Origin of the sequence: Williamsia herbipolensis (assembly GCF_036153515.1) — a bacterium.
Taxonomy (GTDB): domain Bacteria; phylum Actinomycetota; class Actinomycetes; order Mycobacteriales; family Mycobacteriaceae; genus Williamsia_A; species Williamsia_A herbipolensis.
In genome coordinates, this window is sequence record NZ_CP108021.1 from 2280262 (window position 1) to 2293539 (window position 13278).

At 70.6% G+C, this 13278-nt stretch carries 10 protein-coding genes; 5 read left to right on the top strand and 5 right to left on the bottom strand.

Annotated elements, in window-relative coordinates:
* Positions 1-32: 32 nt before the first annotated feature.
* A complete protein-coding gene (locus OG579_RS10255; protein WP_328859046.1) occupies positions 33-1808 on the bottom strand; it encodes a hypothetical protein in 1776 nt (591 codons plus the stop codon).
* 207 nt (positions 1809-2015) lie between these two features.
* On the opposite strand from OG579_RS10255, the gene OG579_RS10260 reads away from it, so the two are divergent.
* Genes OG579_RS10260 through OG579_RS10275 form a run of 4 tightly spaced genes read left to right on the top strand, consistent with a single transcriptional unit; the run spans position 2016 to position 7005 of the window.
* Positions 2016-3101, top strand: a complete 1086-nt coding sequence (locus OG579_RS10260) for a cellulase family glycosylhydrolase (RefSeq protein WP_328859047.1) — start codon at positions 2016-2018, stop codon at positions 3099-3101.
* 60 nt (positions 3102-3161) lie between these two features.
* The gene (locus tag OG579_RS10265) at positions 3162-4931 is read left to right on the top strand and encodes an SDR family oxidoreductase (RefSeq protein WP_328859048.1); all 1770 of its coding nucleotides are present in this window, start codon (positions 3162-3164) and stop codon (positions 4929-4931) included.
* An 11-nt stretch (positions 4932-4942) separates the two neighbouring features.
* A complete protein-coding gene (locus tag OG579_RS10270) occupies positions 4943-5866 on the top strand; it encodes a metal-dependent hydrolase (protein WP_328859049.1) in 924 nt (307 codons plus the stop codon).
* Positions 5867-5904: 38 nt separating this feature from the next.
* Complete coding sequence (locus OG579_RS10275) at positions 5905-7005, top strand: PDR/VanB family oxidoreductase (protein ID WP_328859050.1); 1101 nt, start codon at positions 5905-5907, stop codon at positions 7003-7005.
* Here OG579_RS10275 and OG579_RS10280 read toward each other — a convergent pair.
* The gene (locus OG579_RS10280) at positions 6989-8590 is read right to left on the bottom strand and encodes an MFS transporter (protein WP_328859051.1); all 1602 of its coding nucleotides are present in this window, start codon (positions 8588-8590) and stop codon (positions 6989-6991) included. The genes OG579_RS10275 and OG579_RS10280 overlap by 17 nt on opposite strands.
* Positions 8591-8670: 80 nt before the next feature.
* On the opposite strand from OG579_RS10280, the gene OG579_RS10285 reads away from it, so the two are divergent.
* The gene (locus OG579_RS10285; protein WP_328859052.1) at positions 8671-9243 is read left to right on the top strand and encodes a TetR/AcrR family transcriptional regulator; all 573 of its coding nucleotides are present in this window, start codon (positions 8671-8673) and stop codon (positions 9241-9243) included.
* A gap of 27 nt (positions 9244-9270) precedes the next feature.
* On the opposite strand, the gene OG579_RS10290 is transcribed toward OG579_RS10285, so the two are convergent.
* The 3 genes from OG579_RS10290 to OG579_RS10300 all read right to left on the bottom strand — a co-directional run bounded on the left by OG579_RS10290 (position 9271) and on the right by OG579_RS10300 (position 13278).
* Positions 9271-10773 carry a hypothetical protein gene (locus OG579_RS10290; protein ID WP_328859053.1) on the bottom strand — a complete coding sequence of 501 codons (1503 nt, stop codon included), beginning with the start codon at positions 10771-10773 and terminating at the stop codon, positions 9271-9273.
* A gap of 61 nt (positions 10774-10834) precedes the next feature.
* Complete coding sequence (locus OG579_RS10295) at positions 10835-12373, bottom strand: flavin-containing monooxygenase (protein ID WP_045821391.1); 1539 nt, start codon at positions 12371-12373, stop codon at positions 10835-10837.
* 5 nt (positions 12374-12378) lie between these two features.
* The gene (locus tag OG579_RS10300; RefSeq protein ID WP_328859054.1) at positions 12379-13278 is read right to left on the bottom strand and encodes an SDR family NAD(P)-dependent oxidoreductase; all 900 of its coding nucleotides are present in this window, start codon (positions 13276-13278) and stop codon (positions 12379-12381) included.

The following is a 13278-nucleotide window of genomic DNA, read 5'->3' on the forward strand; positions in this document are numbered from 1 at the left end:
TTCAGCGGCGGTGGTGCGCTGTGTGCGGGGCCTCAGCTGTGCGTCGACTGGGGCGTGCGCTCGGTCGCGTCGATGGTCTCGGAGTCGGAGTCGGAGTCGGCGTCGGCGTCGTCCGAGAAGCTCTCGGCTGCAACCTCGTCCGACGACTCGGCCTCATCGGACTCCGCGTCCTGATCGGCCTCGACATCCTGTTCCGCCACCGCGTTCTCGTCGGGCACCTGCTCCTCGACGGACGCGGGGTCCTCGTCGGCCCCGGCAGGCTGGTCGATGGCGTCGCCGTGCTCCGCCACCGAATCCTGCTCCGGCACAGGCGTCTGCTGCACCGGGGCGGGGTGCACCTGCGTCCCGTTGGACTGGGCGCCGCTGGTGGCACGGGTCGGGACCGCCGCCATGCCGTTCGCACCCTCGGGGGCGAGGGGGCGGTAGGGCAGGTATCCGGCGGCAGGATCGTTCGGGGTGATCGGCGGAGGCGGTGCGATCGGGGCGGACGCCGGACCCGCGGGCGCCGACCCGGTGGCGGGGGCCGCCGAGGCGCGCACCGGCGCCGCGGTCTCGGAGGGCTTGCGGAACGCGACCGCGAGACCGCCGGGCAGACTGAAGCTTCCGCGGCCGCTGGGCGCGACCACGAGGATCGACGGGATGTTCCACGCCGCGAGTGTCTCGAGCGCCTTCGCCACGCGGGCGCGCTCGACCTGACCATCACGGACCACCACGACGGCGAGCGAGTGGTCGCGCTCGTCTGGAGTCCAGTCGTCGTCGTCGATGTCGCGACCGTCGACCCGTCCGTGGACATGCGCGACGATGCGGGCGACGACGCCGCGGACCTGCTCGGAGGCGACGATCAGCACCGGACCCGACACTCGTGCGACGGCGGCCAGCGTCGAGGTCGAGATCTCCTCGCCGCGACGCGGGATGTCCACGACGGCGTGCGCGCGACGACCGATGCGTCGCGACCACTCGCGGTTCACCGATCGGCCGAGGAACGACCGGGCGAACACGAGCAGTTCGGCCGCGAGGATCAGCGCGAGGAGCCCGGCCACACCGGCGATGGCGATCGGCGGGATGCTCGCGGCCTTCGGTCCACCGGCCGGCTGCGACAGCAGGATGAGACGTTGGGTGGCCGCGGTGATCGGCTGTGTGGCCGAGGCCGCGGTCTGCTGCTGCTGTTGGAGTTGACCGATCTGCGACTTGAGTGCGGCGAGGATCCCCGCCGCGGGTCCGTCGGCGGTGATGACACCGTCGAGTTGCGAGGTGAGCGACTGCAATTGGGTGGTGAGCGCCTGCAATCCGGTGCTCATGCCGTTGCTCGCCGGCGCCGAGGCCGCCGACTGCTGGCGCTGGACGTAGGTCGAGTCGAGCGTCGAGACGACGGCCTTGGCCAGGGTCGAGGCGTCCTGCGCCGAGCCGGCCTCGGCGGTGACGTCGACGATGCCGGGCACCGTCGACGCGGCGACGACGATGTCGGCCGACAGCTGCGACGGATCGAGGCGCAGGCCCGAGGTCTTGGCGATCTGCGCCAGGACCTGCTGGTCGGAGGCGAGCGCGACGAACGGGCCCGCCGCGGTGGCGGCGTCGGTCGAGGTCGGGCCGGACTGACCGCTGGCCGCGGCACCGGGTGTGACGATCTGCGCGACGACGGACGCCTGATAGCGCTGCGCGGAGGCCGACTGGTAGCCGAAGACGCCCAGTGCCACCACGATCGCGATGACGATCGCGATGGGCGCCACCTTCAGCAGTCCGCGCAGGTGCCCGAGAAGATCTACGGTGGGCTCGTTGCCCATCGACGGCGTGCGTGTGTTTTGCTTCATGCGAACATCAACTCCCCCTGCAACACGCCTCCCCAGCGGTTGCTCCCCGTGCCCCCTCCCCGAGGGCGATCGGTCATACCGATCCACATGCTACTGCACGCTGGCGAAGGGGGTGTTCACTCCAGTCGTGTATCGGCACCGACCGCCGACGACGCCGGCGGCGAACGACTTCTGAACACCACGATCTCCGAAGACAGACACGAGGACATGATGCAGCTCACACTTCGATCACGGTGGATGCGACTGGTGATGACCGCGGCGACGGTCGTCGGTGTCGCGACCACCGCCGCGGCCCCGGCCGCCACCGCCGCCGGATGCGCACCCTCCGTGGGTGTGTCCCCCGGCGCGTCCGTCTACGGCTACTCCGACGCCGACCTGAACCAGACGTTCGCCCAGATGCGTGCCCTCGGCGCGACCTGGACCCGCATCGACATCGCCTGGAGTTCGATCGAGGCCAACCGCGGCGTGTTCACCTGGGGCACCACCGACCGGGTGGTGAACGCCGCACGCGCACAGGGACTCAAGGTCCTCGGCATCGTGGCCTACACACCGCGATGGGCGCGCGCGGCCTCGCCGGTCGACTCCGACAAGGTGGTGCCGGCGAACCCCGCCGACTTCGGCGCGTTCGCCGCCCGCGTGGCCTCGCACTACGGGAATGCGTTGTCGGCGTACGAGATCTGGAACGAGCCGAACCTGCAGGCCTTCTTCATGCCTCGTGTCGACCCGGGCAGGTACGTCCAGCTGCTCGCCGCGGCGAGCACCGCCATCCGCCGCGTGAACGGCGGCGCGCTCATCGTCGGGGGTGGTGTCACCGGTGCGGGTAACGGCGGCGGCAACATGAACCCGGTCGATTTCGTCAGCGCCATGTACGGCTCGGGGGCGGCGCCGTTCCTCGACGTCGTGTCGGTGCACCCGTACAGCTATCCCATCGACCCCGCCGACACCCGGCCGAACCCGTACAACTACTTCAACGCGATCCCGGCGATCCGCGCGACGATGGTCGCCGGCGGTGACGCCCGCAAGTCGATCTGGATCACCGAGTTCGGGGCGCCGACCGGTGCCGGCACCAACGCGGTCAGCCCGGCGGCGCAGTCGGCGATGATCGTCCACGGCGTGGCCCGGGCCGGTCAGTTCGGCTATGTCGGCAACGTGTTCGTCTACTCGCTGCGCGACACCGGACCGAACGTCTACGACCGCGAACAGAACTTCGGACTCCGGTACTCCAACGGCAGCCCGAAGCCCGCGTACAACGATCTGCGCGGCTACCTCGCACGATGCGGAGCGCCGCGCTAGCGGGTTCTCGAACACGATTCGTGCCCCAAGTACCTGTAACTGGGTGTAACGTGCAGATCCGTGGAGTCATCCGAACGTGATCTGTGGCGGCGTCGCACCGTCACCCGCGACGGTGTGCAGCTGGCCGTCTTCGAGGCCGGCGACACCGACGCCCCGACCGTCGTGCTGGTCCACGGGTGGCCCGACACCCACCACCTGTGGACCCACGTGGCGCCGATCCTGGCCCGGCGGTACCACGTGGTCGCCTACGACACCCGCGGCTACGGCGAGAGCGACGCACCCTCGGGCGACGCGCCGTACCGGCTGGCCGAGCTCGCCGCGGACCTGTTCGCGGTCATCGACGCCGTCTCCGACGTCCCCGCCCATGTCGTCGCCCACGACTGGGGTTCGGTGCAGACGTGGGAGGCGGTGACCACCGCGGGCGCCGACGACCGGATCGCCTCGTTCGTCTCGGTCTCGGGTCCCAACCTCGACCACCTCGGCACCTGGGCGCGCGAGAAGCTCGCACGCCCCACCCCGACGGCACTGCGGCAGGCGCTGTCACAGATCGCGTCGTCGGCCTACACCGTGATGTTCCAGCTCCCCGTCGTGCCGAAGGTGTTCTTCGGTGCCCTCGGATGGGCGCCGGTGTGGCGCCAGTTCCTGCACCGCGTCGAGGGCACCGCGCCCGGCGACGTCGCCGTGGGCCCCACGCTGCACCACGACATGATCTCGGGCCTGCGCTACTACCGGGCCAACATCCGCGCCCACCTGTTCTCGCCGGACGCCCGGTCGACGACGGTACCGACCCTCGAGATCGTCAACACCCGCGACATCGCGCTGCGGAGCGCCATCTTCGACAACACCCCGCGCTACACCGACGGCCTGTGGCGGCGCGACCTGCCGACCGGACACTGGCTGCCGTATTCGCGCCCGGAGCTGTTGGCCGAGAACGCGGTCGACTTCATCGAGTCCATCATCAGCGGGGAACCGAGCGCGACCGTCGCCCGCGCACGCGTCACCGGCGACACCCGCGGCGCGGTCGAGGGGACGCTGTCCGTCGTCACCGGCGGTGGCAGCGGGATCGGCCGCGAGACGGCCCTGCTGCTGGCCGCCGAGGGCGGCGAGGTGGTCATCGCCGACATCGATCTCGGTGCCGCGCAGAAGACGGCCGACGAGATCACCGGCTCCGGCGGCACAGCACGTGCCTATGCCCTCGACGTCGCCGACAGCGACGCCTTCGCCCGGTTCGCCGCCACCGTCGCCGAGACCCACGGTGTCCCCGACATCGTCGTCAACAACGCCGGGATCGGTCTGGCGGGTGCACTTCTCGACGCCACCGACGCCCAGATCCGACGGCTCGTCGACATCAACCTCGTGAGCGTGGCCACCGGTAGCCGCGAGTTCGGCAGGCTGATGGTCGCCCGCGGACTCGGCGGCCAGATCGTGAACCTCGCCTCGGCCGCCGCGTTCACCCCGCAGCGCGGGCTCGGCGCGTACGCGGCCACGAAGGCCGGTGTGCTGCTGCTCAGCGAGTCGTTGCGCGCCGAACTCGCCGAACACCACATCGGTGTCTCGGCGATCTGCCCCGGCATCGTCGACACCAACATCATCTCCGCGACCGAGTTCGCCGGCGCCACCGGCGACAACCAGGAGCGACTGCGCGACCGGATGAACGGCATGTACCGACGCCGTGGCTTCACCCCGGACCGTGTCGCGGTGGAGATCCTCGACGCCATCACCCGCAACCGTGCCGTCGTCCCGGTGACCATCGAGGCCTCGGTGGGGTACCGCGTGTACCGATTCCTGCCCGCACTCTCGCGCCGCATGGCGCGGACGTCGTTGTTCTAGAGGAGTTCGCCATGAATAGCCTTTCCACGCAGACCGATCTGTCCACGCGGGTCACCCACGACCCCCACGCCGACCCGGGCCCCGTCACCCTGCACGCACGCGACGTGGCGTTCGACTTCGAGAAGACGCCGCTGCACTGGATCCCCGGTCACCCCATGGCGTCCAACGTGATCAGCATGCTCAACCTGCTGCTGCCCGAGGGCGAGCGGTGGTTCGTCGCCACCTACAACGAGGCGTTGCCGCTCGTCGCCGACGAGGAGCTCGCCGCCACCATGCGGGGGTTCATCGGGCAGGAGGCCATGCACGCCGAGGCCCACGACAAGGTGCTGTGGGACTTCCTCGACCGCCACGGCCTCGATCCGCGGCCGTTCCAGCGGCAGATGCAGTGGTTGTTCCGGAAGGTGCTCTCCCCCAAGACCTCGTGGACCCCCGACGCCCAGCGCAAGGACCTCGTGGAGCGGCTGTGGCTGATCGCGGCCATCGAGCACTACACCGCGATCCTCGGTGACTTCGCGCTCAACAACACCTGGCGCGCACACGGTTCGGACCCGGCCATGACCGATCTGTTCACCTGGCACGGCGCCGAGGAGGTCGAGCACCGCTGCGTGGCCCACGACGTGGCCGCCTACTTCGGCGACGGCTACCTCCGCCGCGGCCGTGCGATGTTCATGGCCCTGTCGGGTCTGTTGCTGCTGATCCACCGCGGCAGCCGCTTCATCGCCAAGAGCGACCCGTACCAGAAGTACTCCTACCGCCGGATGTGGACCGAGTACGCCCGCGGTGCGCGTGCCGGCGTGCTGCCGACGCTGCGGTCGATCGTGTTCGCGACGTTCAGCTACTTCAAGCCGACGTTCTATCCCGACCAGATCGGTTCCACCGCACAGGCCGTCGCCTATCTCGCCGCCTCGCCGGCGGCACGCGGCGCGGGGCGGTGAGCTCCGAGCGCGCGGCGCATAGGGAGAGAGCCGGGCGCATGGAGGTCGGCGACCTCGAGCAGACGCCGGCACACCTCTACGGCCGCTACCGCCACGATCCGGCGATGAAGGCGGTCGAGATCCTCAGCCGCGCATACCCGTTCTTCGTGCGGTTCATGCGTGAACCCCACATCCCGCCGCCCGACGCGGGCATCACGACGGTGCGGATCACCGAGCGCACGGTGGTGGCCGAGGACGAGAACGTGGTGTCGCTGCGGTTCGAGTCGCTCGACGGCGGCGAGCTCACCCCCTGGTACCCGGGCGCGCACCTCGACCTGCTGTTGCCGTCGGGGCGGATGCGGGAGTACTCGCTGTGCGGCGATCCCACCGACCGCACCCACTACCGCATCGCGGTCCGTCGCATCCCCACCGGCGGCGGCGGGTCGATCGAGGTCCACGACACCCTGCGCGTCGGCGACACCCTGGAGATCAAGGGGCCGCGCAACGCCTTCCCGCTGGCCCTGCCCGGCCGCGGGTCCCCGGCACAGCGGCTGAGGTTCATCGCCGGCGGTATCGGGATCACACCGATCCTGCCCATGGTGGCCGCCGCCGACCGGCTCGATCTCGACTGGTCGATGATCTACACCGGCCGCAGCGCCGACTCGCTGCCCTTCATCGAGGCGCTGCGCAGCCACGGAGACCGTGTCACCATCCGCACCGACGACGACGGCGGGATCCCGACGGCCGACGCGCTCCTCGGCCCGATCGCGCCGAAGACCGCGGTGTACTGCTGCGGGCCGGTCCCGATGCTCGAGGCGATCCGCACCGCGATGCGCGATCTCGACGACACCGAGCTGCACTTCGAACGGTTCAGTCCCCCTCCCGTTCTCGACGGGCACGCGTTCGAGGTGACGTTGGCCTCCACCGGGGAGCGGGTTCCGGTCTCGGCCACCGAGTCGACGCTCGCAGCGCTGCGGCGCACCCGGCCGGCGGTCCCGTATTCGTGCCAGCAGGGGTTCTGCGGGACCTGTCGGGTGCGTGTCACCGAGGGCGTGGTCGACCACCGCGACACGCTTCTCACCGAGCCCGAGCGGGCCGCGGGCTGGATGCTCAGTTGTGTGTCCCGCAGCGACGGAACCGATCTCACGCTGGAGATGTAGCAGACACAGACGGAGCGGGGCGGTCGCGCAGGAACCACCCGCACACCGGAGCGGCGACGAGCACCGTCACCACGGCCACCCACACCGACTGGTGCAGACCGTCGACGAAGGCGTCGCGCACCGCCGCCAGGACCGGCTCGGAGAACTGCGCGGGCACACTGCGCGCCACCTCGACCCCGGCCATCACCGAGGTCTCGGCCGCGGCGCGGGCCGGTTCGGGCAGCGCGGCCAGCGTCGGTGCATCGGCGACCGCGGCGCCGTAGACGCTCGACAGAGCCGAACCCAGCACCGCCACACCCAGTGCGCCACCGAACTCGCGGGTGGTGTCGTTGACCGCGGCACCCGCGCCGGACTGCGCCGGCGGCAATGCGTTCATCACCACGTGGGTGCACGGACCGGAGATGAGGCCCAGGCCCGCGGCCATCAGGCTCATCGACCAGACGATGAGACCCCAGTAGGAGCTGGTGATCCCGGCCGACTCCACCAGCGCGAACCCACCGGCCATCATCACCGCGCCGGTCGCGGAGACCACCGCGACCCCGAGGCGCCGGACGAGCACCATCGCCACCGGCGAGACCACGGCCAGCACCACGGCGAACGGCAAGGTGTGCAGGCCTGCCGACAGCGTCCCGTAACCCTTCACCGCCTGGAAGTACTGCGTCACGAGGAAGATGAAGCCGAACAGCCCGAAGAACGCCAGCGCGATCATCGTCGACGCCGCCGAGAACTGTCGGTTCCGGAACACCCGGACGTCGAGAATCGGATGGGCGGAACGGGATTCGCGCCGGACGAACACGGCGACCAGAACCAGGGCCGCGACGATGCCGCCGAGGGTCCGGGCGTCGGTCCATCCGTGGTTGGGCCCCTCGATGACCGAGTAGATGAGCAACCCCATGCCCGCGACCGACAGCGCGAGCCCGATCACGTCGAACGCACCCGACTCCCGCGCCGTCGCGCCCGCGGGCACCAGGGTCACGACGGCGACGCTCACCAGGGCGGCGAACGGCAGGTTGACCCAGAAGACCGAGGCCCACGAGTAGTGCTCGAGCAGCCACCCACCGAGCACCGGGCCGATCGCGACCGCGACGCCGGTGGTCGCCGCCCACACACCGAAGGCCGCGGCGCGTTCCCGCGCGTCGGCGAAGACGCCGGTCAACAGGGCCAGCGTCGCCGGGAACACCAGAGCGGCGAACACACCGAGACCGACGCGGGACGCGATGAGCATCCACAGCGACGTCGACTCGGCGGCGACCACCGACACGACCGCGAAGCCGGCGATGCCGACGAGGAGGGCACGCCGACGCCCGAAGCGGTCGCCGAGGTGGCCGCCGGTGATGAGCAGGCCGGCGAACGCGAGGGTGTAGGCGTCGACCACCCACTGCAGCCCCGAGTTGCTCGCGGAGAGATCACGACTGATGGTCGGCAGCGCGACGTTCACGATCGTGTTGTCGATCATCACCATCAGGGTCGCCAGGCACAGTGCGCCCAGCGCCCACCATCGGCGGGACGATTCGATCGTGGCGATCGGGTCCCGGTCGAGTTCGGGGACCACCGCGGTGGACGGGGACGAGAGTGCATCGGTCATGACTACCTCCTGGTACGTCGTGCCACTGTTGTAGTACAGCGTTCTATTTAAGAAGAACACCGTTCTAGTAGACTGTCAAGATGGCTGCCAAGAGGACCCCGGCCGCAGACGTCCGGGCCGCACTGATCGCCGCGGGTCATCGCGTTCTCGTCGAGCACGGTGTCGCGGGCCTCACCGTCCGCGCGGTCGCCGCGGAGGCCGGTGTGGCACCGATGGGTGTCTACAACCACCTCGATGGCAAGGACGGACTGCTCGGCGCCATCGTCTCCGACGGGTTCGACCGCCTCCGCGCGTATCTCACCGCCGTCGTCGACACCGACGCCCGCACCCGCTTCCGTGCGTCGGGTCGCGCGTATCGCCGCTTCGCACAGGACAATCCGACGCTCTACCGGCTGATGTTCTCGCCCGACTGCGATCTCGGCGGCGAGGCCGGACTGCTCGCGCTGTCGTCGCTCACCGAGATCATCCGGTACTCACAGGCGTCGGGCATCGTGCGGCCCGACGACCCGTTCGAGCTCACCCTGTCGGTGTGGTCGTGTGTGCACGGCGCGGTGAGCCTGGAACTCGACGCGTCGTCACCGATCCCGATCGACCGCGACGCCGTCTACGAATCCGTCCTCGACGTCATCGAACGGGGTGTCGCCCCGAGCTGAGCGGTGGGCGTGGCCCGGTACCGGCGGTCAGGGCAACAGGATGGGCGGCAACCCCGGGATGGGGTTGGGGATGCTGCGCCGACGCGGCGGCGGCGGGGCCGCGCGTCGGGTCGGCGCGCTGCGTTGCGCTGTCTGCTGCTGGGCGACGGTCGGCGGCGGCGGGGTGTAGCGCAACAGCGGGGCCTGGGCGGAACGGGTGTCGAGCGGTGGCCGCGAGGTCGGCGCGGGGCTCACCGGGACCGTCGAGGTCTGGGCGACCATGCCCTGCGCCGCGGCCGCCGGGCGCTCTGAGTCGCCGTCGCCGCCGAGCCACGACAGTCCGACGATGAGTCCACCGACGACGGCCGCCCCGATGACCGCGGCGACGCCGACGAGGACACGTCGGTGGTCTGCGCCGGATCCATCGGTCGTCGCGCGGACCTGGTGCGCGGGCGGCGTGTAGTGCCGCGGGCCGGGTGAATGCATCACGTCACGATTTTCCTGCACGGTGGCCGGTGTCCGCTCGCCGAGATCGCCGGAACGGTAGACGTCCTGTTCGCCGGTCGCGCCGACGAGCGCGTACGGGGACGGGTCCGGGAGAAAGGTCCCGGTCGGCATGCGGCCCCCCGGCACGAGGCTGTCATCGCCCTGTTGTACCGCATGACCGCGGTGTCCGGACGGCGCGGGTAGGACCTCGATCGGCGGCGGCACCGGCGCCGTGAACGGGCCCGGGGGCGCCGCGGGAACCGCCGCGACGGGGACCGGGGCCGGCGGCGGCGGGCTCGGCATCGGGGATGCCGGGACGGGTTCCGGGAGGGGGGCCATCGGCTCGACCAGGGCAGAGGTGTCGAGGGGAGGCGCCGCGGGGACAGAGGTGTCGAGGGAGGGCGCGGCGGGGACAGGGGCGTCCGGCGATTCGTCGTCCCTGCGGCGCCGGGCACCGATGGCGGGGACCTCGGCCGCGGGTCCGGGGTCCCGCAGCGCGACGGCCGGTATCGGGGCGAGGTGCGACAGCGTCGGGAACAACCCCGGCCACTGCTCGTGCTCGGGCATGAAGACCAGGGCACCGACCGGCGGTGCGGAGTTGAGAGCCACTGCCTGCCACAGACTCTGGGCTGCCAGCAGGTGCGGCTGCAGTCCCGCGTAGTAGTCGCGTCGCGACACGCGGAACATCGCGACGTGGCGCGCGCCCATCGCGAACGCGCCGTCGGTGACCGCGAGCCGTGCGCGGATGTCGGGCATCAGGTCGATCAGCTCGGTCGCCCATTCGAACGACGCCGGACGCTCGACACGACCTGACCGCACCAGGTGGTCGGCCATCGACAGATCGAGCATGCGGGGACCCAGTTTGCCGTCACCGCGCTCGACGAGGCTCGCGCCGGTCGAGCTGTCGACGACGGCGGTCCGCAGGCCACCCTCGTTGAGTTCGACCAGCACGAATGCGGCGCAGTCGGTGATGCCCGAGGCGGCGAGCGTCCGCTGCACCTCGTGCAGCAGTGACTCGTCGAGCATGACCGCACCGGAATGCGGCGCGCGTTGCGCAGTGGACATCTTCCCCCCGAGACACGACCGTCGCCATCCCCACGGCGCCGATCGCGTTCGAGATTATCACTCAGACGCGGGACACCCGGGCGTGCGATGCGCGGTCGTCGAGGGCGACCGCCGTGAAGTCCCGTGTCAGGTCGACCCCGCGCATCTGTGCGACGTACTGGGTGGCGAAACCCGGGTACATCGTCGCGTTGAAGCCGTCGGCGGTGAGATACCAACTGCTGCATCCGGAGTTCCAGGTGGTCTTCGTCAGGCGACGCTGGATGTCGGCGTTGTGCCGATCCTGGGCGTCGCGCCGCACGTCGAGCACCGCGAGTCCTCGCCGCAGCACGGTGGTGACGGCCATCGTGATCGCGTCGATCTGGGCCTCCATGTAGACCAGGGCCGAGCTGTGCCCGGGGCCGGAGTTGGGGCCGAAGGTGAAGTAGAGGTTCGGGTATCCCGAGACCGCGAAGCTCCGGTAGGCGTAGGCGCCGCGCGCGAACTCGTCGCCGAGCACCCGTCCCTCGCGACCCGTGATGGGGATCGGTGAGCCCTGCTTGGACACCTCGAAGCCGGTCGCGAACACCAGGCAGTCGAACTGGTGCTCCACACCCTCCACCGTGCGCACACCGCGCTCGCTGATGCGGGCGATGGGCCAGGTGATGAGGCGGCAGTTGTCCTTCTGCAGCGCGGGGTAGTACTTGCTCGTCATCAACAGGCGCTTGCACCCGGCGCGGAAGTCGGGGGTGAGCTGGCGTCGCATCCACGGATCGCTCACCTGCGCACGCATGTTCGCCTTCGAGACCGCCTCGACGACCCGGGTGAGCGGCGAGTTCCACACGACGCCCAGCGCGACCGACTCGTGCCCCCAGTACCAGGCTGTGCGCGCGGCCGACTGCAGGAGGGGGATCCGCTTGTAGGCCTTGCGGGTTCGTGAGCTCACCGCCGGGTTGAGTCGCGGCAGCACCCAACCGGGGGTCCGCTGGAACACCGAGACCTGCGCGGCGCGGTCGACCAGTTCGGGGATGATCTGCACCGCGCTGGCGCCGGTACCGATCACACCGACCTTCTTGCCCGTGAAGTCGTAGTCGTGGTCCCAGTCGGCGCTGTGCATGCGCGTGCCCGCGAACTCCTCGATGCCGCGGATGTCGGGGTACCCCGGTGTCGACAGCGGACCCGACGCGACGACGACCGTGCGCGCGAAGACGGGGTCGGCACCGGCGATGGCCACCTCCCACACACCGTTGGGCTCGTCGAACACGACGCCGGTCACGGTGGACCGGTAGCGGATACGGCGGTCGAGATCGTGGTCGGCGACCATGCGGTCGATGTAGCGCAGGATCTCCTCGCTGCCCGAATAGGTGTGTGACCAATCGGGATTGGGCGCGAACGAGAACGAGTAGAGCCGCGACGGGATGTCGCACGCCGCACCGGGGTAGGTGTTGTCGCGCCAGGTGCCGCCCGGTCGGGTGTCGCGCTCGATGAGCACGAAGTCCTCGACGCCGGCCTGCTGCAGCCGGATCGCCGTACCGATGCCGGCGAATCCCGCACCGATGATGACCGTCTCGTAGACGGGTGAGTCCACGAGATCGCGGGGGTTGGTGGTCGAATCGTCGGCCATGCGGGTCACACTCCTGGGGCGGTGGTCGTGGATGTCGGTTGTGTCGCGAGCGCGGTGGGCGCCGTGGTGGGGGCGACCGCCGGCAGCAGACGGTTCAGCAGGCCCGCACCGGCGGTGTAGGTCCGGGGCAGATGACGTTTGGCGGCCCAGATGGCCTTGGCGTCGAGCTGCGGGACGACGTAGAGCTGCCCGCGGTCGTGGGCGTCGAGGGTGCCGCGGGCGACCCGCTCGGGCGACAAGCCGGTCCAGCGCATGAGGGTGCCGGCGAGGCGGCCGGCCTCGGCGGTGATGCGGCCGTCGACGGCGACGTTGGTCTTCACGAATGTCGGGCACAGCACGGTGACCGCGAGGCCCGTCCCGCCGAGTTCGGCGGCGATGGTCTCCGACAGGGCCAGCACCCCGGCCTTGCCGACGTTGTAGGCGGCCATACCGGGGGCGGCGGAGAACGCCGCGGTCGAGGCGACGTTGATCAGCCCGCCGCGACCCGCGCGTCGCAGCTGCGGGACGAACTTCTCCGAGCCGTAGACCATGCCCCAGAGGTTGATCCCCAGCGCCCACTGCCAGTCCTCGAGACCGATCTCCCCCACCGGCTTGCCGCCGATGCCGACACCGGCGTTGTTGATCATCAGCGAGGTGGGTCCGCCGAGCAGTTCCTCGGCGCGCTCGGCGAGGGCGTCGATGTCGTCGGTGCGCGAGACGTCGCAGAACACCGCGTGCGCCGTTCCCGACCCCGCGCGCTCGATCATCTCGACGGTCTCGGCGATGCGGTCGTGATCGATGTCGGAGCAGACGACCTGGCCGCCGCGGCGGGCGAGTTCGAGGGCGAAGGCGCGGCCGATGCCGCTGCCCGCGCCGGTGACGACCGCGCGCGCCTGGCGCGTGCGGGGGGTGGTTCGGGGACTCAT